Source organism: Alcanivorax sp. (assembly GCF_002726155.1).
Lineage (GTDB): Bacteria > Pseudomonadota > Gammaproteobacteria > Pseudomonadales > Alcanivoracaceae > Alcanivorax.
This window is the reverse complement of sequence record NZ_PBSH01000006.1, coordinates 1-24,969: the sequence shown is the minus strand read 5'-3', so window position 1 is coordinate 24,969 and position 24,969 is coordinate 1. Positions and strand designations below refer to the sequence as shown.

The following is a 24,969-nucleotide window of genomic DNA, read 5'->3' as shown; positions in this document are numbered from 1 at the left end:
CGGCACAAAGTGCCGACCCTGGAAGTCACCGGAAAAGGGAGAGCTCGGTGAATGAAAAACGGTTAGGCGGCTTCCTCGTTGAGGAGGTCGCCGAGTAGGGCCTCGAAGTTTTCCAGCTGTTCGCGGTTGTCGTGATCCCAGGGATGGAAGCCGGGTTTGAACCAGTCGAACCAGGGTTTGGTGATATTCAGGAAAATCCCTTTGCGGCCCCAGGTGTGTTTGGCCACGGCGCGCCAGCCTTTCAGGTCGGTGAGGCCGCCCTTGATCCGCACGTTGTGCAGGTAGAAAGGGATAAACAGGGCAAAGAAAACGCCGGTGGCCAGCACCAGTGTGCTGCTGCGCAGGGCGTAGGCCCCCAGGTTGCTGTCGCCGCCGATGACGGTACGGTACACGTCGAAGGCCACGGCTTTATGCTCGGTTTCTTCCAGGGCGTGCCAGTTCCAGATCGCCTTGTAGCCTTCATCGGAGCCGTCCATCAGCTCTGGCAGGTCCAGCAAACCGCCGCCGAGAATGGCGGTCAGGTGTTCCAGTGCTACAGTCGCCGCCAGCTGAAAGGATTTCGGGCTGCGCTGCTGGAGAGTGTCGAGCAGCTTGGCCACAAAGGCCTCCTGGGCATGCAGGGGAATGCCGGCCTGGGCGACGAAGTCGTTGTATTCTTCGTGCTCGCGGCCGTGCATGGCTTCCTGCCCGATAAAGGCGGTCACTGCCTTTTTCAGCTCCGGGTCGGTAATCTGGTCACGATAGTAACGGACGCTGTCGATAAAGAAGCGTTCACCCACCGGAAAAAACAGGCTCATGGTGTTGAGGAACTGGCTGACATTCAGGCCGTCCCGATGCCAGGTCAGTGCTTTGGCCGGGTTCAGGTTGAATTTCAGGTTGCGGCGGATGGGAAGAATCGAGATCGCCATTATGCGCGCCTCCGTAACTGTGACATCGAGCAATGATACAATGGTGCCTTGTCGCATCAAGAACTTTTTCTTCGGGAAATGCAAAAAATGGCGCAAAAGAAACAGGAAGTCGCAGATCGTTTACTGGATGGATTGGTTGATTACCTGCTGGCGCGCCTTGCGCCGGCCCAGTTGGATGCCTTGATTGTTGAGGAGCTGGATTTCGTGCTGGACAAGGCGGCGGCTTATTCGCTGAACCAGTGGGTGCAGGCTGATCAAGTGTTTGCCACGGCCCAGAAATATGCGGTGCAGATGGATATCAGCGGCGCTATCCCCGAACTGGTGGGTGACATGGTGGAGCAGTTTTATGACCACGCCATTCAGAGCGAGCGCACCGTGGAAGAGGTGGTCGATGAAGGCGTGGTGATGGCGTTGCTGGATAAAGTCCTGGAGATTCCCCTGTCCCGCCAGGGAATGGCCTGGTTGGGCCGTAACCCGGTGTTGTTGGCGCTGTTGGCTGGGGGCGCCCAGTTGGGGCTCAAGACCTTGCTGCACCAGGGCTTGCCGGCCCCCTTGCGCAGCCAGCTGGGCAAGCGCCTGCCGGAACGCTGGCTGGCCAGCCTGGAGGCGCGCCTGCAGGAGTGGTTGTTGCGTCGTACGGAACAACTGTTAAGCGATCCTTATCTGTACCGCGATGACAATCTGGAAGAGCTGCGGGCGCTGGTGCAAGTGGCCTGGCAGGATTTCAGTCAGCGCCCGGTGGCGGACCTGAAAGAGCTGGTGAGCAGCGAGGATATTCAGGAGCTGTTCGTGATCGTGTTCGAGTACTGGCGCGAGCTGCGGCACACGGATTACTTCAACGCCATGCTGGAATCCGGGGTACACGCGTTTTTCGATAAATATGGCGACACCAGCCTCACCGGCCTGCTCGATGAGCTGGGTGTCACCCGTGAATTGATGCTCGATGATGCCCGCCGTTTCCTGCCTCCGGTGATGGCCAAGCTACAGAGCGAAGGCTTGCTGGAGGCGTGGCTGCGCCGGCATCTGGCGGGGTATTTTCAGGCGGAGCAGACGCTGGAGATGCTTAGTTAATAATGAATAATGAATAATGAATAACTCGCGTGCTTGCGCTGCGGGTTTCTCAAACGCAAGAGGCCGCGTCCAAAGTCAGGGCGCGGCCTCTTGCGTTTACAGGGGCAGCCAATGTTGTCCCGCGCGTTATTCATTACTAACTATTAATTATCAATTGCTTTCCTGTACGCCTGGGTGTGCAGCAATTCCAGCAGCTCGTTTTCCGGTACCGGGCGGCTGAGCAGGAAGCCCTGGATGCTGTCGCAATGCATATCGCGCAGGATACTCAGGTGGTCTTCGGTTTCCACCCCTTCAGCGATCACGTTCATCTTCAGGCTGTGGGCCATGTCGATGATGGCGCGGGTGATGGCGGCATCGTCCGGGCTCTTGTCCAGATCCATGATGAAGGAGCGATCGATCTTGAGGGTGTCTACCGGGAAACGCTTCAGGTAGCTCAGTGACGAATAGCCGGTGCCAAAGTCATCCAGCGCCAGCTCAATGCCGCGGGTGCGCAGTTGCTGAAGCAGTTCGATGTTCTGCTCCATGTCTTCCATGATCAGGCTTTCGGTGAGTTCCAGTTCCAGCAGGTGCGGGGGCAGTTCGGTGGTGGACAGTACCCGGTCCACGATTTCCGCCACGTTGCCTTTGCGGAACTGGTGAGCGGACAGGTTGACCGATACACAGATATTGCCCAGCCCCTGTTTGTACCACTTGTGGGCCTGGCGACAGGAGCGTTCCAGTACCAGCTCACCGATGGCGGAAATCAGCCCGGTTTCTTCGGCCAGGGGAATGAAATCCGCTGGCGGCAGCAGGCCCATGGTGGGGTGCTGCCAGCGCACCAGGGCTTCTACCGAGGTGATGCGGTTGCTGGCCAGTTCCATTTTCGGCTGGTAGTACACCACGAATTCGTTCTTGAAGATGGCCTTGCGCAGGCTGGTTTCCAGGGCCAACTGTTCCACTGACGCCACGCGCATGTTGCTGCGGTAGAACTGGAAATTATTGCCGCCGCTACGCTTGGCCTGATACACCGCCATGTCGGACTGGTTGATCATGCTCTGGGCTTCTTTGGCGGTATCCGGGAACAGGCTGATACCAATGCTGGCGCCCAGCAGCAGTTCGTGGCCGTCGATCAGGAACGGCTTTTTCATGGCGTTGATCAGTTTCTGGCACTGCTGGCTGATGCCGCCTTCGCCGCCGTGATTCTCCAGCAGCAGGGTAAATTCATCACCGCCTACCCGGGCCAGGGCTTCTTCGCCGCCAGCATGTTGGGCAATACGTTCGGCGGCGGCCTTGAGCAGGCGGTCGCCGATTTCATGGCCGAGGGATTCATTGATTGGCTTGAAGCGGTCCAGGTCGATCATCAGCAAGGCCACTTTTTCCCGGTTCAAGCGGGCCAGCGTTAGCGACTTGTGCAGGTGTTCACGGAACTGGGTGCGGTTGGCCAGGCCGGTGAGGCGATCGTAGTTGGACAGGAACTGCAGTTGTTGTTCGGTTTCCTTGCGGGTGGTCAGGTCAGACATCATTCCCACATAGCGGATCACCCGTTTCTGCTCGTCACGGACCGCGCTCATCTGCAACCATTCGGGGAAGATCTCGCCGTTGCGGCGGCGTTCGCTGATTTCCCCTTCCCAGAAGCCGCTTTCCTGCAGGGCTGTGGTAATGCTCAGGTAGGTGTCGCGGTTGGGCTGAGTCTGTTCTTCTTCCAGGATGCGGCGGCCAATGACCAGGGACTCGGAATAGCCGGTGATCTGTTCAAAGCGGGCGTTAACGGCGAGGAAGCGGAACTCGTGATCAAGGATAAAGATGCCTTCCGGGGCGTTTTCGAACACGGTGGCGGCCAGGCGTTGCTGTTCCTGGGCCTGGCGGTCATCGGTGATGTCCCGGCGGGTGCCGATCATGCGGGTGGCGCGGCCATCGCGGCTGCGGGATACCACTCGGCCTTCATCCTCAATCCAGCGCCAGCTGCCGTCCGCGTGGCGCAGCCGGTAGACCGCATGGTAGCGGCTGTCTTCGCCCTTGAAGTGCGCGACCATGGCGCGGCGGATGCGGGTCAGGTCGTCCGGGTGGACCAGGGTTTCCAGGTCGCCGAAGAAATTCTTGAAGTAGGCGCTGTCGTAACCCAGCAGGCGGTCGAAGTTGGTGTGGTAGTTGCGCCCGGTATCCAGCATCCAGTCCCACAGGCCAATATTGCTGGCTTCCAGTGCCAGTTCCAGCCGTTCGCTGGTGGCGGCAAGGGCCGAGTTGGTTTCACCCAGCGCCTGGGTGCGTTCCTGCACCATGCTTTCCAGCCGCTCGTTGGTTTCCTGCAGCCGCTGGCGGGCTTCCTTGCGCTCGTAGATTTCCTGGGCGAGTTTCTCGTTCAGGGCTTCGGCATCGCTGCGGGCCCGGTTCAGGTAATCAATCAGGGAACGGTTGCTGGCCTGCAGCATCATTGCCTGGTGGCCGGTGCGGTTGATGCGGCGGGCGGCGACCAGGAAGAACAGCCCCAGCAGTGACATCAGTACAACCAGGGAAAGCGGATGGTTCTGTTGGGTCTCCGCCAGGCGGGCCACGGCCGGGCCCAGCAGCATTACCAGGTACAGGAACACGGTGGGGAAATGGCTGCTGTAGGCGGCCAGCGCCATGACACTCAGGCCCAGACCCAGGCAGGCGCAAATCAGCTGCGCGCCCAGCATCTGCGGTGAAAACAGGGTTTCCAGGGGGTTGAACAGGAAGCCAGCCAGACCGATCAGCAACGGTGTGGACAGGGCCAGCCCGGAGAGCATGCGGCGGCAGAACGGCATGGTTTCCTGGGCATTAAGACGGCGACGACAATAGGGCAGGATCAGCAGGCGAGCGATCTGGACCGCCGCAATGACACCCAGCCAGATCAGCAGGGGCTGGTGGGCAATCGGGGTAAACCAGTAAGCCCAGACCAGGGTAATGGCGGCGGCACTTTCCAGCAGCAACAGGGCGGCAATGCCGCTTAGCAGCAATTGGCACTGTTCATTAAGTACACCGTTGAACGGTGGTACTGGCTGGGATGATGGAGACTGCGAAGACACCGTGAATGCTTCCTCTGGCTCTGGGCCGAGTGTTTTTGTTTTCCAGTTTACCCACAGGTTGGGGGCGAGGGAAACCGACTTTCGAATCAAGCACTGGGAGGAAAGCGGGAAAGCGGGAGAAAGCCGGGTAGGGAGGAGCAAAATGCCTTTGCAGGCGGGCATCACAGGCGAAGACATTCTGCTAAACTTCCGCGCCATGGATGATGTGACTTCCCTTATTGATGGCTTGAACCCGGCCCAGCGCGATGCGGTGGCTGCCGATGACCGACATTTGCTGGTGCTGGCCGGGGCCGGCTCGGGAAAAACCCGGGTGCTGGTGCACCGGATTGCCTGGCAGATCGCCACCGAACAGGCTTCGCCCTTCGGCATTCTGGCGGTGACCTTTACCAACAAGGCCGCCGCGGAAATGCGCGGGCGTATTGAGCAACTGCTGGATATGTCCGCCGATGGCATGTGGGTGGGCACCTTCCACGGCATTGCCCATCGCTTGCTGCGGGCTCACTGGCAGGAGGCCGGGCTCCCCCAGGGCTTCCAGATCATTGATGCGGACGACCAGATTCGCCTGATCAAGCGGGTGAGCAAGGAGCTGGGGCTGGATGAGCAGCGTTGGCCGGCCCGTCAGGCCACCTGGTTCATCAATGGCCAGAAAGACGAGGGGCTGCGCGCCCGGCATATGGATGCCAGCGGCGATTTGTTCGCGTTGACCATGCAGAAGATCTACTTCGCCTACGAAGAGGCCTGCGAGCGTGGCGGGCTGGTGGACTTCAACGAAATGCTGCTGCGGGTGCTGGAGCTGTTCCGTGACAACAAGAACCTGCGTGGCCACTATCAGCGCCGCTTCCGGCATATTCTGGTGGACGAGTTCCAGGATACCAACAGCATCCAGTACGCCTGGCTGCGGTTGCTGGCGGACGAAAATAACGCGGTCACCATTGTTGGTGACGATGACCAGTCCATTTATGGCTGGCGTGGCGCCAAGATCGAGAATATCCACAAATTCAGCCGCGACTTCCCGGATACCCGCACCATTCGCCTGGAGCAGAATTACCGCTCCACGGGCACCATCCTGAAAGCCGCCAACGCGGTGATCGGTAATAACAGCGACCGGCTGGGCAAGGAGCTGTGGACCGATGGCGGTGATGGCGACCCGATTCGTCTTTATTCTGGTTTCAACGAAGTGGACGAAGCGCGCTTTATTGCCGGGCGTATGGACAAGCTGTTTCAGGAAGGCACCGCGCGGCGGGAAATGGCGGTGCTGTATCGCTCCAACGCCCAGTCGCGGGTGCTGGAAGAGGCATTTCTGCAGGCGGGGATTCCCTACCGTATCTATGGGGGGCAACGCTTCTTCGAGCGGGTGGAAATCAAGAACGCGCTGGCCTATCTACGCCTGCTGAGCCACCGCCATGCGGATGCGGCCTTTGAGCGAGTGGTAAACACGCCTACCCGGGGCATCGGCAACAAGACCCTGGAAACCTTACGTGAAGTGGCGCGCCAGCGCAGCGTATCCCTGTGGGAGGCTGCCCAGGCAGTAGTAAGTGAGCAGTTGCTTACTGCCCGTGCCATCAATGCTCTGGCCGTATTTCTGAATCTGATTGCCCAGCTGGAGCAGCAGTGCGATGGGTTGTCACTGGCGCAAACCACCGAACACGTGATCGAAGCCAGCGGCTTGCTGGAATTTCACGGCAAGGAGAAGGGCGAGAAGGGCCAGCAGCGGCTGGAAAACCTGCGCGAGCTACTTTCCGCTACCCGGGAATTTGGTGACGAGGATGAAGATTCCGAGCTGGATAGCCTCACTGCGTTTCTGGACCATGCGGCACTGGAATCCGGTGAGGGCCAGGCGGATGCCCATGAGGATGCGGTGCAGATGATGACCCTGCACTCGGCCAAGGGGCTGGAGTTTCCGGTGGTCTTTATTACGGGGATGGAAGAAGGCTTGTTCCCGCACAAGATGTCCAGCGAGGAGCCGGGGCGACTGGCGGAAGAGCGTCGCCTTTGTTACGTGGGTGTGACCCGTGCCATGCGCGAACTGTACCTGACTCATGCGGAAAGCCGTCGCCTGTATGGCAACGAAAACTACAACCCGCCCAGCCGTTTCCTGCGTGAAATTCCCGACGATACCATGGAAGAAATCCGTGCCCGTGCCGGTTTCAGTCGCCCCATGGGCGGCGCCAGCAAACCGATTCGGGAAACCGAATCCAACGGTATCAGCCTGGGCGCCCGGGTGCTGCACCCGAAGTTTGGCGAGGGCACTATCCTGCACTTTGAAGGGCAGGGGCCGAACGCGCGCCTGCAAATCAATTTCGACGGCGCCGGCACCAAGTGGCTGGTCAGCCAGTACGCCCGGCTGGAAGTGATATAGGGCCTGTGGCCCGCCTGATGCCTGACGCTGGACAAAAGACCGCCTGGCTTGGGCGTTCAGCGTCAGGCCGTAAAAAATAACCCGAAAGCGGCAGATCATTGCCGCCCATTATCGGAGGAAGACCATTGGATCGCCGTAAATTTGTTTCCGCCCTGGGCTTGGGGTTGGGTGGCCTGGCATTGGCCGGCTGCGAAAAAAAAGACTGCCCACCCACAGAGGGAGCGGCTGTCGCCGCGCCGGAGCCTGAAAAAAAGGCACCGACACAGCAAACCTACGAATGGAAAATGGTCACCACCTGGCCGAAGAATTATCCCGGGTTGGGAGCGGGCGCCAACCGCTTTGCCAAGCGGGTGGAAGAAATGTCCGCCGGGCGCATCAAGATCAAGGTATATGGTGCAAAAGAGCTGGTGCCGGCCTTCGAGGTCTTCGATGCGGTGCGCCAGGGCAGTGCGGAAATGGGTCACGGTGCCGCCTATTACTGGAAAGGCAAGCACCCGGCCACGCCGTTCTTTACCGCTGTGCCCTTCGGGCTTACCGCCCAGGAGATGAATGGTTGGCTGCATCACGGTGGTGGCCAGGAACTGTGGGATGACCTGTATGCCCAGTTCAACCTGAAGCCGTTCGCCTGCGGCAACACCGGTACGCAAATGGCGGGCTGGTTCAACAAGGAAATCAACAGTGTCGAGGACCTGAAAGGGTTGAAGATGCGCATGCCCGGCCTGGCCGGCGAAGTGTTGGGCAAGGTCGGCGCCACGCCGGTACAGCTGCCCGGTGCCGAGGTTTTTACCTCCCTGCAAACCGGTGCCATTGATGCGGCAGATTGGGTTGGCCCTTATAACGACCTGACCTTTGGCCTGCAGCGGGTGGCAGAGTACTACTACTACCCCGGTTGGCAAGAGCCCGGCCCGACGCTGGAATTGACCATCAACAAGAAGGTGTGGGAAGGGCTGCCTGCGGACCTGCAGGCAATCATCCGCTATGCCGCCCAGTCTGAAAACCAGGACATGCTCGACGAGTACACCGCCCGCAATAATGCTGCGCTGGATGAGCTGGTAAACAAGCATGACGTGAAGCTGCGCCGCCTGCCTGACGACGTGCTCAAGGCATTGAAGGACGCCAGCGACGAGGTTATTGAAGCGTTGGTGGCGGGCAACAAGGATGCCCGCAAGGTCTATAATTCTTTCCGTCGTTTTCGGGATGAATCGCGCTCGGCGGTGGCAATCGCTGAGCAGTCCTACCTCAATGTCCGCGAATCGCTTTTTGAGTCGAGCTGATCTGCTCGGGTGACAGCGCACTGCTGTCGCCCATCCCCCGCAATAATGGTGCAACTGCCTTGATCCGGGGCAGCTTCCGTCCCCTTCTCCCGCTCTTCCCCCCTGAAATAATGAATGTGAATCAGCGTGTTAGCGCGTTTTTGTTCGCATAGAATTATTGGCATGCATGTTGCTTTGACACGTATATAGGTAATTACAGCGACCAGATATACGGGAGTCATCAATGCAGCTGGCACATTTCAAAACCCTGTGGGGCCACGAAGGACCACCGGAAGAAGCCATCACCCTGGCCCTGGAGGCCGGGTTCCAGGGAATTGAAGCTCCCTGCCCCGCGGATGCAGCGGAGCGGGACCGCTTCGGGCGTCTGCTTTCTGACAATAACCTGCAATGGATCCAGGAGGTCTGTACCGCCGGCAGTTATGTACCGCGCCGGGACGCCACGCTTCAGGAGCATCTGGCGGACTTTGAGCAGCAGTTAGTCGCAGGCAAGGCTATTGGTGCCCGTTTCCTGAATGTGATGGGGGGCTGTGATGCCTGGCCTATCCAGGACAGCGTGGCGTTCTTTGCCGAGGCCAACAACATCGCTCTGAAGCATGGGGTGCTGGCCAGTTTCGAAACACACCGTGGCAGGAGTTTTTTCTCTCCCTGGAACACGGTGGCCATTTTGGAGCAACTCCCCGACTTGGCGGTGACCTGCGATTTCAGTCACTGGGCCGTGGTCTGTGAGCGCCTGCCGGACATTGAGTGGGATGCGGTTACCCGGGTAGCCAGTCAGGCCCATCACATCCATAGCCGGGTGGGGTATGACCAGGGTCCCCAGGTCCCCCACCCCGGCGCACCGGAGTATCAGGATGCGTTACAGGCCCATCAACGCTGCTGGGAAGCGGTCTGGGAGTCCCAGCGGGCCAGGGGCATGGATGTCACCACCATGACGCCGGAATTCGGCACCGACGGTTATCTGCACCTGCTGCCTTATACCCAGGCGCCGGTGGCAGATCTGTGGTCGGTTAATCGCTGGATCGCTGAATGCGAAATGGCCCACTTCGAAAACTGGAATGCCGCCAACAAACAAGGCTGAGGAGATAACAATGAATCCTGTGGCAGCGCTGAAGCAAACACTGCGACATCAAGATGGTTTGTGGCCAAATCTGGCCGTACTGGCTTACATCCTTTGCACATACCTGGGTGGGTGGTTGTTGATGGCCCAGGAAGGTTGGCTGTTACCCATTCTGGGCGTACTCAGTTGTGCCCATGGCATGATCATCGCGGCTTATCTGATCCATGACTGTGCCCATAACGCCCTGTTCAGGAAGGTGGAGCACAACGCCATGTTGGGCAAGGTGCTGAACTGGGTCGCGGGGGGCTGTTACGGCACCTATGAAGACCTGCGCTACAAACACATGCGTCATCACGTGGATAACGCCGACACCATTGCGTTTGATTACCGTGCCTGGCTAAAGGCGCACCCCAAGGTGGAGAAACTGGTGTTCGCGCTGGAATGGATGTACGTGCCAGCCGTGGAATACATGATGCATGCGGTGTTGATGGCCGGCCCGTTCCTGGGCTATGGCAGTCGCAAGCTGCGCACTCGCACCGTTATGGTCATGGTGACTCGTCTGGGCGGGTTGGCGTTGCTGTCGCTGTGGAGCATCAAGGCGGTGGCGCTTTATTTCCTCGCCTATGCCGTGGTGATGACCGTGCTGCGTTTCTTTGATGCTTTTCAGCACAACTACGAAATCATTGCGATTCTTGATGATGCCGAGGCCGCTCTGCCGAACAAAGGCAATCGTGATTATGAAGAAGAAAATACGTATACCAATCCTGTTTCCCGGCGCTGGCCGTGGTTGAACCTGCTTATTCTGAATTTTTGTTATCACAACGCCCACCATGCCAAGCCAACGCTGCCCTGGTACAAGCTGCCGAAACAACACCTGGCGATGTATGGAGACATGAAAGCAAAAAGCCTTCCCCTTTTGTTGCAACTGCGCAGTTATCACCGCTACCGCTTGCAGGCTGTACATGCAGAAACCTATGGGCAGGTTGCTGTGCCTGACGCCATTCGCGATGGCAAGGCGGTGCCGGTTTATGGCTTGAGTTTTCTTACAGCATTCTGAGGTGACGTCATGACGGTAATCGCTGACATCGAGAAAACGGCAGAAAGCACACCACTACCCGGTGTGCAAAGAAAGGAGAAGCGTCGTCGTAAACCGTGGCTGGATTACGGCCAGAGCCTGAACTGGAAAAATCGCTGGCTGATCGGCGCATGCGGTTGGTTGATCTTTATTTCAGGTTGGTACCTGGCGGCCAACATGGATCTGGCGCCGGCCCGTTTATTCCCCGGCCCGGATGTGGTCATGGCTTCACTCTGGGATTTGTTCGCAGAGCAGGGTTTTGCCGGTGATGTGCTTTCCAGTATTCGACGGATTGCAGTGAGTTTTTCTCTTGCTGTGATGATGGCGTTGCCGTTGGGAATGTTGATGGGGTCATTTGCCCGGGTTGATGCACTACTCAATCCGTTACTGGGTGCCTTTCGTTATCTTCCCGCTCCGGCATTCATTCCCCTTCTTCTCATGTGGCTGGGAACCGGTGACGCACAGAAAATTACGCTTCTCATGATTGGGGTGGTGTTCTTTCTGGTGATCATGTTGGCCGATGTGACACGGCAGGTCCCATCCGATTTTATCGAAACGGCGAAAACTCTTGGGGGAAACCGCAAGAAAATCATGTGGACGGTGGTGTTGCGACAATCATTGCCGGGCTATGTGGACACCTGCCGTCAGATGTTGGCAGTGAGCTGGACGTATCTGGTGATCGCCGAAATTGTGGCTGCCTCTGATGGTATTGGCGCCATGATGATGCGGGCCAAACGATTTGTTCATGTGGACGACATAATGGCGGGCATTGTCACCATTGGTTGTTTGGGGCTGTTATTCGATGCCGCATTCCGATTGTTCTACCGAGTGTGTTTTCCGTATCTGAAAAAAAACGCTAATGAAAACTGAAAATGAGGATTTACTCATGAAAAAATGCATCTGTTTAATGACGCTATGGGTTAGCCTTTTCACGTCTTTGGCTGTTCATGCAGACAATACGGTAAAGGTGTCACTGTTTTCCTGGCCGGGTTACGGGTTCTGGTTTATCGCCAAGGAAAAAGGGTTTGTAGATGACCTTGATATTGATCTGACGATTATTGAAGACCCTTACGAGAGCTTTGCGCTGATGAGCGCAGGCATGCTGGATGTGACATCCAGCACGGCGGAATATGGCCCTATTGCTGCGGATAAAGATGTGCCGATAAAGCTCGTTACTTACACAAATCCTTCCTATGGCACCGACAAGATCATTCTTGCGCCGGGGGTTGAAAGTGCTAGCGATCTTGTCGGTGAATCGGTGGCGGTACTGGAAGGTGGCCTGACACAGATCTTCATGGGTATCTGGCTGGAACAGCAAGGTGTTGCTTTTGATCAGGTCAACTATACCAATCTGATCATGGATGATGCTGTCGGCGCCCTGGTCGGTGGGGACGTGGCGGCTGCAGAGTTCTGGGAACCCTTTGGCTCTCAAGCCATGGAGGCCCTCCCGGAAGCAAAAGTGGTTGCCTCATCGGCTGAAGAGGGCTGGATTGAAACCGCATTGCTGGGTGATGGCATGTACATGAGCGATGCATTTATGGATAAAAAACCGGAACTGGCTGCGAAAACCATGAAAGCCTATTTTGACGCGGTTGCGTGGTGGAAAAAGAATCCTGAAAAAGGCAATGCCATCATTGCCGAAGGGCTCAACTTTCCAATAAAAGATGTGGAAAAAGTGCTGGGGAAAACCGGAGAAATTTACAAGGGTGGTATCTGGGCGTTTGATGCCCAGGAAGCCGGTCGTTTTATGGGTGTTGTGTCCGGCGATCTGCCACTTGGACAGAAAAATGGTCAGATTCATGAGCACTGGGATACCACTACAAAATGGTGGCTGAAATTTGGCATGGTCGATGCTGCCCATGACATGGAAAGCGGTGTCAACCTTCAGCCGTTGAAAGCCATGTTTGACGACTACGTTACTGAGTAATTCGCAGCGGAGGATCCATCATGAAAGCACTATCACAAGGCCTGCGGGTTAATGGTGTCAGCAAGGTTTTCCAGTCGGCGAGAAAGGTAAGCAGAGTGGCACTGGACGATGTTTCGCTGTCTTTGCCGGCGGGTGAGGTCGGTGTGCTGCTGGGTCCTTCCGGTTGTGGGAAATCCACGTTGCTAAGAATGGTGGCAGGACTGGAAACACCCACGTGCGGCAATATTGTGCTTAACGGTCAGTTGGTGGAAAAGCCGGGTAGGGAGCGGGGTATGGTCTTTCAGCGCTATACCTCTTTTCCCTGGCTAACGGTGCGTGACAATGTGGCCTATGGCCTGACCATTAATGGTGATGGTACAAGTCTCAGGGAAGGCGTGGTCGATCACTTTCTTGACGCGGTGCGTTTGTCCGATGTCGCCAACAGTTATCCCCATGAACTTTCCGGAGGTATGCAGCAGCGGGTGGCAATTGCCCGAACCCTGGCCAATCAGCCACAACTCTTGTTGATGGATGAGCCTTTCGGTGCACTGGACCCGGAAACACGCTGGCAGATGCAATCGCTTTTGCAGAGCGTGGTGAAAAAGGAAAAAACCTCGGTGTTGCTGGTCTCCCATGATATTGAAGAGGCGATTTACCTGGGTGATCGTATATTCTTTCTTTCCAGTCATCCGGGAAAGTTGCGAGAAGAAATCACTCTGGATTTCAAGAGCAGACTTCCAGCCGGAGATCGGGAAGCCTTGTTGTCTTGCCCGGAGTATCGGCAACTGGAATTGAAGATACGAAGAATGATGAGTGAGGAAAAGCCCCAGGCAGCATAGCACTTTAAGTGATCATGCTATGGCCCCAACCCGAAAGGATGGGGCCTTTTTCGTTTAGTCGTGAAGTGGCGCGGTGTGGTGCTTTGTGCGATCAAAGAGAAAGCAGATTGATGCCATTTATAAGACTATTTTTTCAGCAAACGCAGTATCTGTTCCTTGATAAAAGGGATGTCGTTTTCAAGATCAAACAGGCGCGGGGAGAACAGCCAGGCCTGGGTTGTTCCCATCAATTGGGTATAACACATCAATCCGAGTTTTTCGGCGGGGTAATCCTTGCGAATTTCTCCGTTCTGCTGGCCGCGACTGACCAGATCCGACAGGACGCCAATCAGGTTGTTGGTCAGTTCCCGTTCCTTTTTCAGGGTTCGGTCCAGGTTGTTGGTCAATTCGGTCTTGTTGAGGAAAATTTCGAAAGACTGTCGGTAGCCGGCATCGGTTACCAGCCAGCGTAGCCAGCAGTCGCAGAAGTAATCAATGGCTTTCAGGAGAGAGCCGCTTGCTTGTCTTGATGTCTCAACCAGCTCTGCCAGCGGGTCTTGTGAAAGGCGTAATACCGCTTCAAAAAGTTCATCCTTGTTTTTGAAGTGCCAGTAAATGGGGCCGCGACTGAAGCCGGCATGGGCTGCAATGTTGGCGAGAGTGGTGTTGGTATAGCCGTTCTGGCTGAACAGTGACAAGGCGGAATGAATGATTTGTTGACGGGTTTTCTCTGCGTCTTCTTTGGTTCTTCTCATGGTGCTTGCCGTTTTCCTGGGGAAAGATGTGCGCCAGCAAAGGCTGGCGCACAGGGTGGTCAGAACATGGTCAGGTAGCGTTCTACTTCCCAATCGGAGACATGGTTATGGTATGCCTCCCACTCGTTACGTTTGAAGTCTGCAAAGGTATCAAACATCAGTTCGCCAAAAACCTCCCGCGACAGGGGATCAGCTTCAAAGGCGTCCACCGCTTCGCCAAGGGTGCGCGGCAGCAGTTCAATGCCCATGTCACGAATCTCCTTTCGTGAATACTGGTTCATATTCTCACGGTGGGGCTCGCCAGGTTCCAGTTTTTCACGGATACCTTCCAGGCCCGCTGCCAACATCATGGCTGCGCCCAGATAAGGGTTACAGCTGATATCCGGCGCCCGGCATTCCACGCGTCCGCCCTGGGACGGGATGCGCAGCATGTTGGTGCGGTTGTTGTTGCCGTAGCAACAGTATACCGGTGCCCAGGTGGAGCCGGACATGGCACCTTGCTGAACCAGTCGTTTGTAGCTGTTCACTGTTGGGGCAATAACCGAACAAATAGCGCGGGCATGTTTGAGAATACCGGCGATAAAATGATAGGCCAATGGCGACACACCACAGCCATGGGGGTCGTTGTCGTTGGCCTCAAAAAGGTTCTTGCCCGTTTCCTTGTCGGCCAGCGACATGTTGTAGTGCGCGCCGCTGCCGGTGCGGTCAGCGAAGGGTTTGGCCATGAAACTGGCAAAGGCGCCATGTTTGCGGGCCACTTCGTTGGCCATCATGCGGAAATACACCAACCGGTCTGCCATGTTCAGGGCATCGGTATACATGAAATCGGTTTCAAACTGGCCGTTGGCATCTTCATGGTCGAAGGAATAGACATCCCAACCCTGGACGTCCATGGCTTCCACGATATCCTTGATGATCGGCAGGTTATCCATGAGTGGCCGCGGGTCATAGCAGGGCTTGTCGAGCACATCGCGATCGCTGAAAGGGGCAAAGCCGCCATCTTCCGTGCGCTTGAAAACAAAGAATTCCGTCTCGATGCCCAGGTTGAAGGTGAAGCCCATCTCCGCGGCGGCGTCGATCTGGCGCTTGAGAATGCTGCGCGAGCAGGCTTCAAAGGGTTTGCCGTTCAGGTAAAGGTCACTGGCATACCACACCAGCTCCGGGTTCCAGCTGCAGGTTGTGGCACTGGCCGGATCTGGCATGGCGGCGACTTCATCGTCGTTGATGTCTTGGGGAACGCCATCAAGAGCTGCCCCGGTATACAGTTCGGACCCGCCGAGCATGCGATCCAGATGCGCGACAGGCACAAACTTGCCTTTGATGACGCCATGGATGTCCACGTAGCTGGCCATGGCAAATTTTGCGGTCTCGGTGTCCAGGGCGGCAGTGTGGCCCTGCTCGGGGAGTTTGGCATTCATGGTTACGTCTCCGTTGGGGCACGGCCCCGTGGTTTTCAGTTTCAGGTACGGGGATTGCATTCAATATACATGCCAACATGTATATAAAGGAGATGCTCCCATGACACTAGAAATTCGCCCCTGGTCTGTTGCCCTTGGAGACTGGCCCCTGAGCCAGGGTGGGCTGCTGCGCGAGGCCAGATTGACCGGCCTGATGGCCGGCCAGCTGAATGCGTCCGGGGATAACCTGGTGGTGGTTCCTTGCTATTACGGTGGTACAGCCCGGGGCAGTGTGCCCCTGCTTGGTGCGGCGGGCGGTGTGCGCAGCCCGCTGGCATCGGGAGATTACTGTGTGGTGCTGTTCGACATGTTTGGCAACGGCCAGGCCACGTCAGCGAGTAACGCGCACCCTGAACAGCTAGGACAACGGTTTCCTCTGGTAACCATCGCTGACAATGTGGCTGCTCAGCAAGCAGTAATAAACCAGTGGTTTGGTAATCCTGAGGTGGCACTTGCCACTGGCTGGTCCATGGGGGGAATGCAATCGTGTCACTGGGCCGTCACTGCCGGCACCCGGGTGAAGCGATTGCTACCGGTCTGTGCCACCTATCGTTGCTGGCCACATAATGCGGTTTTTCTGCAGGGGCTGCGGGCTGCACTGTTTGCCGATCCGTTGACCCGGCAGAGCCAGGCCGGGCCGCCTGTGGAGGGGTTGAAGGCGTTCGCTCGAGTGTATGCCGGTTGGGCCTACAGTCAGGCGTTCTATCGCAAGGAACTGTATCGGGGGCTGGGCTTTGCGGACCAGGCGGCGCTACTGGATTACTGGGAGCAGGATCACCTGGGGCAGGATGCCCATGACCTGCTGGCCATGCTGGCCGCCTGGGAAGCGGCGGCAGGCCACGATCTGGAAGCATTGGGGCAGGTTGAGGCAGAAACGGTGTACATGCCGGCTCGCACCGATCTGTATTTCACGGTGGAGGATGCCCGGGCAGAGGTTGCGAAAATCGCCAATGCCAGAACCCGTGTGCTGGAGTCAGAGTATGGCCACGCGGCGGGAGCACCGGGGCGCGTAGTAGCCAGTACCGCCCAGTGGCTCACAGCCATGGGCGATCTGCTTTGCTCTGGTTAGTCTCTGGGAACTGCCCGGGTGCGGCCGGTGTCATCAATGGCCACGAAGGTAAAGTGCCCTTCGGTGACTTTCGACAGGGTGCCGGTGTCTTCACGTACCCACACTTCTACCAGGATCTGCATGGAACTGCGGCCGATGTCCTGCATCTGGGTGTAGCAGCTCACCACAGCGCCGACCGGCACCGGGCGCAGGAACGCCATGGAATCAATGGCCACGGTGGCCACACGGCCCCGGGCTTTTTTGCGGGCGGTGACGGCACCGGCCAGGTCCATTTGTGAAACCAGCCAGCCGCCGAAAATATCGCCGTTCCAGTTGGCGCTTTGCGGCATGGCAATGGTCTGGATGGCAAGGGTCCCAATCGGCTGGGGTGCGTCGTCAGTGTGGTCGGTCATGTTGTTATCCGTAGAGCGTATGCGGCAGCCAGGTGGCCAGTTCAGGGAACAGTGCCAGAATCCCCAGCATAATTAATTGTATGGCGATAAAGGGTATCACGCCCTGATAAATGTGCGCGGTTTTTACCTCCGGGGGTGCGACCCCGCGAAGATAAAACAGTGCGAATCCGAAGGGTGGGGTCAGAAACGAGGTTTGCAAGTTCAGCGCGATCATCACGCCCAGCCAGATCGGGTCCAGCCCCATGCCCAGCAGGACCGGGGCAACAATGGGCACCACTACAAAGGTGATCTCGATAAAGTCGAGGATGAAGCCGAGCAAGAAAATCAGCAGCATCACCATCACGGTGGCGCCAAGCACCCCGCCGGGCATGGCCGAAAACAGGTTATGCACGGCTTCTTCACCGCCAAAGCCCCGGAACACCAGTGAAAAGAGGCTGGCGCCGATCAGGATCATGAACACCATGGCGGTGACGCGGCTGGTGGCGCGGACCACCTCGCCCAGAATGGCCAGGTTCAGGTGTCGATTGGCGGCGGCCAAAAGCAGGGCCCCGAATGCGCCGACACCGGCAGCTTCCGTGGGCGTGGCCTTGCCGGAAAGAATCGAGCCGAGTACCGCCGCGATCAATAGCAGTGGAGGCAGTAGGCCGCCGAGCAGGGAGCGCCAGCTGCGGGCCTGGCCGTCAGCGACCTCAAAAGCGGGCGCCCACTGTGGCTTTAACAGGCTGATCGCCACCACATACAGCAGGTACAGTCCCACCAGAATCAGCCCGGGAATCAGCGCTCCGACAAACAAGTCTCCCACCGATACGGTGTCCAGCGACCACAGCCCCTGCTTGAGCTGGGCGTCCTGATAGGCGTTGGCCAGCACATCACCCAACAGTACCAGGGCAATGGAAGGGGGGATTATCTGCCCCAGGGTGCCGGTGGCACAGATCAGCCCGGTGGACAGCTGTGGCTGATAGCCCTGACGGAGCATGGAGGGTAACGAGAGCAGGCCCATGGTGACTACGGTGGCGCCCACAATGCCGGTGCTGGCGGCCAGCAGGGCGCCCACCAGGATGATCGCCAGCCCCATGCCGCCGGGTAACGGGCCGAACAGCTGGCCCATGCTGGACAGCAGCTTCTCCGCCACCCGGGATTTTTCCAGCATTACCCCCATGAACACGAATAGCGGTACCGCCATCAGGGTGCTGTTCTCGATAATGCCGAACAGCCGGTTGGGCACAAAGGTCAGGTCCGAGGGGGAAAAGGTGCCGGTGAGGATGCCGCCGGCCGCAAACAGCAGTGCGGTGCCACCCAGGGCAAAGGCCACCGGGTAGCCAGTGAGCAACACCAGGCAGGCGGCCACAAACATCAGCAGGGGAAGCCATTCCATCACAGGCCCTCCTCCGGATGCGTATCATGCTCGCTGACCCGGGGGGGCGGTGTGGCGCCCAGCAGCGTCAGGCCGTGGCGCAACAATTCAGCGATTGCCTGAACGGTCAGCAGGGCAGGAAGGATCAGCAGCAGGGTCTTGAGCCAGTAGACAAAAGGCAGGCCGCCGTTGGCGGAGCCCTCCTGCTCGCGCCAGCTACTGGCCACATAATCCAGGGATAACCAGAAAATGGCGGCACACACGGGCAGTAGCAGAAACAGGGTGCCCAGCAGGTTGACCCAGGCCCGGCCACGCGGGCTAAAACGCTGATAGAGCACATCCACCCGTACATGCTCGTCTTCGGCCAGGGTGTAGGCGATGGCGAGCATGAACAGGCTGCCGTGCAGGTAGGTCAGGGACTCCTGCAGGGCAATGTTGCCGATATCGAAGCCGTAGCGCAGTACGACCACCAGTACCATGCCCAGTACCAGTAACAGGGCGAGCCAGGCGCTGCCCCGGCCGATGGCGGTGGTGAAGGCGGTAAGCCCTTGTTGGCAGTGCTGTAGGCGCTGTTTTGTCATTATTGTCGGGAGATCGCTGAAAATGGGCATTATACGGAAAACGCCACACGCAGCACGCATTCAGCATACATGCCCGGTTTGGCCTGGTGCATGATGCGTGTAGTCTGAATGCGATCTCGCTGTAATGTGGTTGTCACAAACCCTCTCTAGCATGCGCTGTGCTGAAACATGAACTGGCTTGCAAGACTTGTTGTTAAGAATAAACCGGGGTGGATCTTTCCTTACCAGCGCCGGTGCCATGTAACTAGGAGGCTTTTACTGTGAACTTCAAGATGAAAACAACACTGGCAGGTGCCGCGGCAGCGCTGGCTCTGGCTAGCGTACCGACCACCGCCATGGCGCGTGACACTATCTCTATCGTGGGTTCTTCCACGGTCTACCCGTTCGCCACCGTTGTGGCTGAGCGTTTTGGCCGTACCGGCAACGCCACCCCGAAAATCGAATCTACCGGTTCTGGCGGCGGCATGAAGCTGTTCTGTCAGGGCGTGGGCACCCAGCACCCGGACATCACCAACGCATCGCGTCGCATGAAGAAGTCCGAGTTCGAGCTGTGCCAGAGCAACGGTGTGAAAGACATCACCGAAGTGAAGGTCGGTTATGACGGTATCGTGATTGCCAATTCCGTGAAGGGTAAGCACATCGACCTGTCCCTGCGTGACGTCTTCCTGGCCCTGGCCAAGGATGTACCGAACCCGGATGGCAGCGAAGAGCTGGTAGCCAACCCCTACAAGACCTGGAAAGAAGTGAACCCGGCCCTGCCCAACGTGAAAATCGAGGTGTTGGGTCCGCCGCCGACTTCCGGTACCCGTGATGCGTTCAACGAGCTGGCCATCGAAGGCGGCTGTAAGTCATTCCCCTGGCTGAAAGCCATCAAGGGTGAAGACAAGTCCAAGTACAAAGCCATCTGCCGCAGCGTCCGTGAAGACGGCGCCTACGTGGAAGCGGGCGAAAACGATAACCTGATCGTGCAGAAGCTGGAAAAGAACCCGGATGCCTTCGGTGTGTTCGGTTACTCCTTCCTGGATCAGAACCGCGGTGTGGTACAAGCTGCCAACGTTGGCGGTGTTGAGCCCACTTTCGAAGCGATCGGTTCCGGCGACTACCCGGTGTCCCGTTCCCTGTACTTCTACGTGAAGAAAGCTCACGTGGGTGTGGTACCGGGCATCGAAGGTTACGTGAAGGAGTTCACCAGCGAGAAAGCCTGGGGCGACCAGGGTTACCTGGGCGAGAAAGGCCTGATCCCGCTGGGTGATGATCTGCGCAAGTCCATGGCCAAGCAGGCCCGCGGCCTGAAGTCCATGACGGGCAACGAGCTGTAAGAAAGGGAATAATAAAAAGCATGGATGCTTTTGGCCCGGTGGTAATTGCCACCGGGCTTTTTCGCCCCTGACAAGGCGTGTTTGTTCCACCAAGATTGCTGCGGTGATCTTGTTTGAGCAAATCCGATCGGAGTGATACATGCAAACCGGAAACCTGCTGTTGCTGTTGGTAGTGATGGTGGCCGGCGCTTACTACCTGGGGCTTCGCCGCTCCTTTGCGCTGGCCCGCCCGCTGGGCGGCATTCGCCACCTGCACTCGTTGCCGTTCTATTTCGCCATGCGTTCGGCTATGTGGTGTGCACTGCCAGCATTGGTGGTGCTGGGGCTGTGGCTGGCATTTGATGACAGCATCATTCGTCAGCAGGTGCTGGCCAGTTTGCCGGCGGAACTGCAGCCGACGGATGCGTCCAGTTATAACCTCACGCTCAGCAAAATCCAGAACGTTGCCAGTGGTGCGCTGCCTGTCAATTTCGTGGAGCCGCCCATCGCGGCAGCGGCGGAACATCTGCAGTCATTACGCCAGACCAGCGCCATGGCGCTGACGGTGGTAGTCATTGTGTTGTGCATGTTCGGCGGTGCCTGGGCCTGGCTGAAAGTGTCACCGCAACTGCGTGCCCGCCAGCAGGTAGAGCGTGTGCTGCAGACGCTGTTCATGCTCTGCGCCACGGTGGCCATTCTCACCACCGTGGGCATCGTCATGTCGGTGCTGTTCGAATCCATCCGCTTCTTCGGCAAGGTGCCGGTGACGGACTTCCTGTTCGGGTTGCAGTGGAGCCCGCAGACTGCCCTGCGCGCTGACCAGGTGGCATCCGGAGGCGCTTTTGGTGCGGTGCCGTTGTTCATGGGCACCATGCTGATCTCGGCCATTGCCCTGTTGGTGGCAGTGCCGGTGGGCCTGATGTCAGCTATCTACCTGGCAGAGTACGCAAGCAAGCGGGTGCGCACGGTGGCCAAGCCGGCACTGGAAGTGCTGGCCGGGGTTCCCACGGTGGTCTACGGCTTCTTTGCCGCCCTGACGGTGGCGCCTTTTATTCGCGGTATGGGTGAATCCGTTGGCCTGGATGTGGCCTCGGAGTCGGCTCTGGCGGCGGGCCTGGTAATGGGCATCATGATTATTCCGTTTGTGTCATCCCTGGCAGATGACGTGATTACGGCGGTGCCCCAGGCCATGCGTGACGGTTCATTGGGGCTGGGCGCCACCAAGAGTGAAACCATCAAGAAAGTGATTTTCCCGGCGGCGCTGCCGGGGATCATGGGGGGCATTTTGCTGGCGGCCTCCCGTGCCATTGGTGAAACCATGATTGTGGTGATGGCCGCCGGCCTGGCCGCCAATTTGACCGCCAACCCACTGGAAGCGGTCACCACCATCACCGTACAGATTGTGACTCTGCTGACCGGCGACCAGGAATTCGACAGCGCCAAGACCCTGGCGGCCTTCGCCCTGGGCCTGATGTTGTTCATCACTACCCTGGTCATGAATATCTTCGCGCTGCATATCGTGAAGAAATACCGCGAGCAGTACGACTAGCGTCGGGAGAAAAATGATGAGCCAAACCACAGAAAAAGTTCGCAAGACCCTGGCCCGACGCTACCGGGCAGAGAAACGCTTCAAGGCCTTTGGTGTCGGTGCGATTGGCATTGGTTTGATGGCGTTGGTGCTGCTGTTCACCGATATTATCGGCAAGGGTCACAGTGCTTTCGTGGAGTATGAAATCCAGCTGCCGGTGACCTTTGATGCCGAAGTGATGGATGTCAGTGACCCCCGTGATGAAGAGCAGCTCAACTATGGTAATTACCAGGGGGTGATTCGTGATGCCCTGGCAGACCGCTTTCCCGGCGTGGAGTCCCGCCTGGACACCCGTGCCCTCAATCAGTTGGTGAGCACCGGTGCCGGTTATGCCCTGCGTGACATGCTGCGCGAGGATCCTTCCCTGCTGGGAGAGACCCGCACTCTCTGGTTGCTGGCCGATGACGATGTGGATCTGTTTCTCAAGGCGAATGAAAAGCAGCGTGAAGACAGCCGCCTGAACGAAAAGCAACAGGCCTGGGTGGCGGAGCTGGAAGCCTCCGGGGAAACCCGCATGGTTTTCAACCAGTCCCTGTTCAGCTACGGCGATTCCCGTGAGCCGGAGCAAGCCGGTATTCTGGGCGCGATCCTGGGTTCCCTGTTCACCATGATCGTGACGCTGGTGCTGAGTTTTCCCATCGGTGTGGCCGCGGCGGTCTATCTGGAAGAGTTTGCTCCCAAGAACCGCTTCACCGATTTCATTGAGGTGAACATCAACAACCTGGCGGCGGTGCCGTCGATCATCTTCGGTCTGTTGGGGCTGGCGGTGATTATCGGCTTGTTTGGATTGCCCCGTTCGGTGCCGCTGGTAGGCGGTATCGTGCTGACGCTGATGACGTTGCCGACCATCATCATTTCCAGCCGTGCTGCCATCAAGGCGGTACCGCCGAGTATTCGCCAGGCGGCCATGGGGTTGGGCGCCTCCAAGATGCAGGTGGTGTTGCACCATGTGCTGCCGTTGGCTCTGCCCGGCATGCTCACCGGCGCCATCATCGGCATGGCCCAGGCGCTGGGGGAAACGGCGCCGCTGCTGATGATCGGCATGGTGGCCTTTATTGTGGACCTGCCCGCCGGCCCGCTGGATGCGGCAACCGTGCTGCCGGTGCAGATTTACCTGTGGGCAGACAGCCCGGAACAATCTTTCGAATCCCTGGCGTCCGCCGCCATCATGGTGCTACTGGCTTTCCTGATCACCATGAACACGCTGGCGGTGATTCTGCGCAAGCGCCTTGAGCGGCGCTGGTAACGGACGGATAACGAGGAACCGACTTATGGAAACCGCACAGCAACTGGACAAACCGGCTCTGGGCACCAATGATGCGGCCAGAGACAAGGCCATAAATGAGCAAGCAGCGATGACACAAGACACCCCCTATCCAGACCAGACCGTGGGCACGCCCTTTGTGGATGACCCGAAAATGCGCCTGCGCGATGTGGAGGTGTTCTATGACGATAACCAGGCGATCCATGGCGTCAGCCTGGATATCGGCAAGAATGAGGTGGTGTCACTGATCGGCCCGTCCGGTTGTGGTAAATCCACGTTCCTGCGTTGTCTCAATCGCATGAACGACACTATCGATATTTGTAAGGTGAAGGGCAGCCTGCATCTGGAAAGCCAGGATCTGTATGACCCCAAGCTGGATGTGGTGGAGCTGCGCGCCCGGGTGGGCATGGTGTTCCAGAAGCCCAACCCCTTCCCGAAATCCATTTATGACAACGTGGCCTATGGCCCGCGTATTCACGGCCTGGCCAACAAGAAATATGACCTGGACGAAATCGTGGAAACCAGCCTGCGCAAGGCCGGGCTGTGGGAAGAGGTGAAAGACCGTCTGCACGCACCAGGCACGGGCCTGTCCGGCGGTCAGCAGCAGCGTCTGTGTATTGCCCGCACCATTGCGGTGAGCCCGGAAGTGGTGCTGATGGATGAGCCTTGTTCCGCACTGGATCCCATTGCCACCGCCAAGATCGAAGAGCTGATCAGCGAGCTGAGCGAGTCTTATACCATCGCCATCGTGACTCACTCCATGCAGCAGGCCGCGCGGGTATCGCACCGTACCGCCTATTTCCACCTGGGTCGTCTGGTGGAAATGAATGATACCGAGACTGTGTTCACCAAGCCCGAACACGATCTGACGGAAGCTTATATCACTGGCCGCTTCGGTTAACGCGCGGGTAAGGAGAGCAAGAGAATGGACCGTATGCATTTTGGCGAGCACAGCTCGACCCAGTTTAACGAAGCGCTGGAATCCATCCGTAACCACCTGATGGAAATGGGTGGTCTGGTGGAAAAGCAGGTAGTGGATGCGCTTCAGGCATTGCTGCAGGCAGACTCGGCGCTGGCAGAAAAAGTGATCGAAACCGAAGACCGGGTCGATAATCTGGAAATCCTGATCGACGAGCAATGCACCAAGGTGTTGGCGCTGCGCCAGCCGGCGGCGTCGGATTTGCGTTTGATTATTGCCGTGTCCAAGGCGGTGTCCGACCTTGAACGCATTGGTGATGAGTCAGCCAAAATTGCCCGCATGGGGCTGCAGTTGGCGGAAGAAGGCGAGTCGCCCCGCGGTTATGTGGAGGTGCGCCATATCGGTAACCATGTGCGCAACATGCTGCGCGATGCCCTGGATGCTTTTGCCCGCTTCGATGCCCAGAAAGCGTTGGCCGTGGCCGCCGAAGACAAAGAAGTGGACCTGGAATACCGCAGCGCCATGCGCTCGCTGGTCACATTCATGATGGAAGATCCGCGGGCCATTTCCCGGGTGCTCAACATCATCTGGTCCCTGCGCGCCCTGGAGCGTATCGGCGACCATGCCCGCAATATCGGTGAACAGGTGATCTATCTGGTGGAAGGCAAGGATGTGCGCCATATCAGCATCGATGAGATCGAAAAGAAGCTGAAGGAATAACGAGCCGCAGCACGCAGCATGCACCATGTTGCACGCAAGGCCCGCTGTAGGAGCATCGCTGGCGGCGCAATATGCTAACGG

The 24,969-nt window shown here is 57.9% G+C and carries 21 protein-coding genes; 14 read left to right on the top strand and 7 right to left on the bottom strand.

Translation table 11 applies throughout. From position 1 onward, the window contains the following. Positions 1-62 precede the first annotated feature (62 nt). Positions 63-908: a metal-dependent hydrolase gene (locus CL546_RS02155; RefSeq protein ID WP_290492765.1), complete on the bottom strand. Its 846-nt coding sequence runs from the start codon at positions 906-908 to the stop codon at positions 63-65. Positions 909-995: 87 nt separating this feature from the next. Between CL546_RS02155 and CL546_RS02150 the strand changes: the two genes are divergently transcribed. Beyond that, positions 996-1,979 (top strand): hypothetical protein, encoded by a 984-nt coding sequence (locus CL546_RS02150; protein ID WP_290492763.1) that lies wholly within the window; start codon positions 996-998, stop codon positions 1,977-1,979. Between the two features lie 143 nt (positions 1,980-2,122). On the opposite strand, the gene CL546_RS02145 is transcribed toward CL546_RS02150, so the two are convergent. Further along, a complete protein-coding gene (locus CL546_RS02145) occupies positions 2,123-5,002 on the bottom strand; it encodes a GGDEF domain-containing phosphodiesterase (protein WP_290492761.1) in 2,880 nt (959 codons plus the stop codon). Between the two features lie 196 nt (positions 5,003-5,198). On the opposite strand from CL546_RS02145, the gene uvrD reads away from it, so the two are divergent. From uvrD to CL546_RS02110, 7 genes are all read left to right on the top strand, one after another. Then, positions 5,199-7,361, top strand: a complete 2,163-nt coding sequence (gene uvrD, locus CL546_RS02140; protein WP_290492802.1) for a DNA helicase II — start codon at positions 5,199-5,201, stop codon at positions 7,359-7,361. A 125-nt stretch (positions 7,362-7,486) separates the two neighbouring features. Beyond that, positions 7,487-8,635 (top strand): TRAP transporter substrate-binding protein, encoded by a 1,149-nt coding sequence (locus CL546_RS02135; RefSeq protein WP_290492760.1) that lies wholly within the window; start codon positions 7,487-7,489, stop codon positions 8,633-8,635. 223 nt (positions 8,636-8,858) lie between these two features. Continuing rightward, positions 8,859-9,713 carry a sugar phosphate isomerase/epimerase family protein gene (locus CL546_RS02130; protein WP_290492759.1) on the top strand — a complete coding sequence of 285 codons (855 nt, stop codon included), beginning with the start codon at positions 8,859-8,861 and terminating at the stop codon, positions 9,711-9,713. 10 nt (positions 9,714-9,723) lie between these two features. Further along, positions 9,724-10,749, top strand: a complete 1,026-nt coding sequence (locus tag CL546_RS02125) for a fatty acid desaturase (RefSeq protein ID WP_290492758.1) — start codon at positions 9,724-9,726, stop codon at positions 10,747-10,749. A gap of 9 nt (positions 10,750-10,758) precedes the next feature. After that, entirely contained in the window at positions 10,759-11,637 is an 879-nt protein-coding gene (locus CL546_RS02120; RefSeq protein WP_290492756.1) for an ABC transporter permease, read from the top strand. Next, positions 11,627-12,694 (top strand): ABC transporter substrate-binding protein, encoded by a 1,068-nt coding sequence (locus tag CL546_RS02115; RefSeq protein ID WP_290492754.1) that lies wholly within the window; start codon positions 11,627-11,629, stop codon positions 12,692-12,694. The genes CL546_RS02120 and CL546_RS02115 overlap by 11 nt, the downstream gene beginning before the upstream one ends. 20 nt (positions 12,695-12,714) lie before the next feature. Continuing rightward, positions 12,715-13,512, top strand: a complete 798-nt coding sequence (locus tag CL546_RS02110; RefSeq protein ID WP_290492753.1) for an ABC transporter ATP-binding protein — start codon at positions 12,715-12,717, stop codon at positions 13,510-13,512. A gap of 125 nt (positions 13,513-13,637) precedes the next feature. Here the strand turns inward: CL546_RS02110 and CL546_RS02105 are convergent, their stop codons facing one another. Both CL546_RS02105 and glnT read right to left on the bottom strand, forming a co-directional pair. After that, positions 13,638-14,246, bottom strand: a complete 609-nt coding sequence (locus CL546_RS02105; RefSeq protein WP_290492752.1) for a TetR family transcriptional regulator — start codon at positions 14,244-14,246, stop codon at positions 13,638-13,640. A gap of 59 nt (positions 14,247-14,305) precedes the next feature. Continuing rightward, positions 14,306-15,664: a type III glutamate--ammonia ligase gene (gene glnT / locus CL546_RS02100; protein WP_290492751.1), complete on the bottom strand. Its 1,359-nt coding sequence runs from the start codon at positions 15,662-15,664 to the stop codon at positions 14,306-14,308. A 100-nt stretch (positions 15,665-15,764) separates the two neighbouring features. Between glnT and CL546_RS02095 the strand changes: the two genes are divergently transcribed. Next, positions 15,765-16,772, top strand: coding sequence for an alpha/beta fold hydrolase (locus tag CL546_RS02095; protein WP_290492750.1), 1,008 nt, complete (start codon positions 15,765-15,767; stop codon positions 16,770-16,772). Here CL546_RS02095 and CL546_RS02090 read toward each other — a convergent pair. The 3 genes from CL546_RS02090 to CL546_RS02080 are packed head-to-tail and all read right to left on the bottom strand — an operon-like array spanning position 16,769 to position 19,099. Next, on the bottom strand, positions 16,769-17,164 hold the full coding sequence (locus CL546_RS02090; protein ID WP_290492748.1) for an acyl-CoA thioesterase: 396 nt from the start codon (positions 17,162-17,164) through the stop codon (positions 16,769-16,771). The genes CL546_RS02095 and CL546_RS02090 overlap by 4 nt on opposite strands. Positions 17,165-17,168: 4 nt before the next feature. Further along, positions 17,169-18,539 (bottom strand): TRAP transporter large permease, encoded by a 1,371-nt coding sequence (locus tag CL546_RS02085; RefSeq protein ID WP_290492746.1) that lies wholly within the window; start codon positions 18,537-18,539, stop codon positions 17,169-17,171. Then, a complete protein-coding gene (locus tag CL546_RS02080; protein ID WP_290492744.1) occupies positions 18,539-19,099 on the bottom strand; it encodes a TRAP transporter small permease subunit in 561 nt (186 codons plus the stop codon). The genes CL546_RS02085 and CL546_RS02080 overlap by 1 nt, the downstream gene beginning before the upstream one ends. A gap of 272 nt (positions 19,100-19,371) precedes the next feature. Here CL546_RS02080 and CL546_RS02075 point away from each other — a divergent pair, with 272 nt between their 5' ends. From CL546_RS02075 to phoU, 5 genes are all read left to right on the top strand, one after another. After that, a complete protein-coding gene (locus CL546_RS02075) occupies positions 19,372-20,418 on the top strand; it encodes a substrate-binding domain-containing protein (RefSeq protein WP_290492742.1) in 1,047 nt (348 codons plus the stop codon). A 139-nt stretch (positions 20,419-20,557) separates the two neighbouring features. Continuing rightward, entirely contained in the window at positions 20,558-21,946 is a 1,389-nt protein-coding gene (gene pstC, locus CL546_RS02070; RefSeq protein WP_063519540.1) for a phosphate ABC transporter permease subunit PstC, read from the top strand. A 16-nt stretch (positions 21,947-21,962) separates the two neighbouring features. Then, complete coding sequence (gene pstA, locus CL546_RS02065) at positions 21,963-23,231, top strand: phosphate ABC transporter permease PstA (RefSeq protein WP_290492740.1); 1,269 nt, start codon at positions 21,963-21,965, stop codon at positions 23,229-23,231. A gap of 25 nt (positions 23,232-23,256) precedes the next feature. Continuing rightward, on the top strand, positions 23,257-24,150 hold the full coding sequence (gene pstB, locus CL546_RS02060; protein WP_290492739.1) for a phosphate ABC transporter ATP-binding protein PstB: 894 nt from the start codon (positions 23,257-23,259) through the stop codon (positions 24,148-24,150). A 24-nt stretch (positions 24,151-24,174) separates the two neighbouring features. Beyond that, positions 24,175-24,888 carry a phosphate signaling complex protein PhoU gene (gene phoU / locus CL546_RS02055; RefSeq protein ID WP_290492737.1) on the top strand — a complete coding sequence of 238 codons (714 nt, stop codon included), beginning with the start codon at positions 24,175-24,177 and terminating at the stop codon, positions 24,886-24,888. Positions 24,889-24,969: the final 81 nt, after the last annotated feature.

Coding starts and splice junctions, on each gene's coding strand:
- pstC (WP_063519540.1), top strand. CDS start 20,558: ATGCAAACCGGAAACCTGCTGTTGCTGTTGGTAGTGATGGTGGCCGGC.
- pstA (WP_290492740.1), top strand. CDS start 21,963: ATGAGCCAAACCACAGAAAAAGTTCGCAAGACCCTGGCCCGACGCTAC.
- CL546_RS02125 (WP_290492758.1), top strand. CDS start 9,724: ATGAATCCTGTGGCAGCGCTGAAGCAAACACTGCGACATCAAGATGGT.
- CL546_RS02120 (WP_290492756.1), top strand. CDS start 10,759: ATGACGGTAATCGCTGACATCGAGAAAACGGCAGAAAGCACACCACTA.
- CL546_RS02095 (WP_290492750.1), top strand. CDS start 15,765: ATGACACTAGAAATTCGCCCCTGGTCTGTTGCCCTTGGAGACTGGCCC.
- CL546_RS02080 (WP_290492744.1), bottom strand. CDS start 19,099: ATGACAAAACAGCGCCTACAGCACTGCCAACAAGGGCTTACCGCCTTC.
- CL546_RS02155 (WP_290492765.1), bottom strand. CDS start 908: ATGGCGATCTCGATTCTTCCCATCCGCCGCAACCTGAAATTCAACCTG.
- CL546_RS02150 (WP_290492763.1), top strand. CDS start 996: ATGGCGCAAAAGAAACAGGAAGTCGCAGATCGTTTACTGGATGGATTG.
- CL546_RS02075 (WP_290492742.1), top strand. CDS start 19,372: ATGAAAACAACACTGGCAGGTGCCGCGGCAGCGCTGGCTCTGGCTAGC.
- pstB (WP_290492739.1), top strand. CDS start 23,257: ATGGAAACCGCACAGCAACTGGACAAACCGGCTCTGGGCACCAATGAT.
- CL546_RS02105 (WP_290492752.1), bottom strand. CDS start 14,246: ATGAGAAGAACCAAAGAAGACGCAGAGAAAACCCGTCAACAAATCATT.
- CL546_RS02085 (WP_290492746.1), bottom strand. CDS start 18,539: ATGGAATGGCTTCCCCTGCTGATGTTTGTGGCCGCCTGCCTGGTGTTG.
- phoU (WP_290492737.1), top strand. CDS start 24,175: ATGGACCGTATGCATTTTGGCGAGCACAGCTCGACCCAGTTTAACGAA.
- CL546_RS02090 (WP_290492748.1), bottom strand. CDS start 17,164: ATGACCGACCACACTGACGACGCACCCCAGCCGATTGGGACCCTTGCC.
- uvrD (WP_290492802.1), top strand. CDS start 5,199: ATGGATGATGTGACTTCCCTTATTGATGGCTTGAACCCGGCCCAGCGC.
- CL546_RS02115 (WP_290492754.1), top strand. CDS start 11,627: ATGAAAACTGAAAATGAGGATTTACTCATGAAAAAATGCATCTGTTTA.
- CL546_RS02130 (WP_290492759.1), top strand. CDS start 8,859: ATGCAGCTGGCACATTTCAAAACCCTGTGGGGCCACGAAGGACCACCG.
- glnT (WP_290492751.1), bottom strand. CDS start 15,664: ATGAATGCCAAACTCCCCGAGCAGGGCCACACTGCCGCCCTGGACACC.
- CL546_RS02110 (WP_290492753.1), top strand. CDS start 12,715: ATGAAAGCACTATCACAAGGCCTGCGGGTTAATGGTGTCAGCAAGGTT.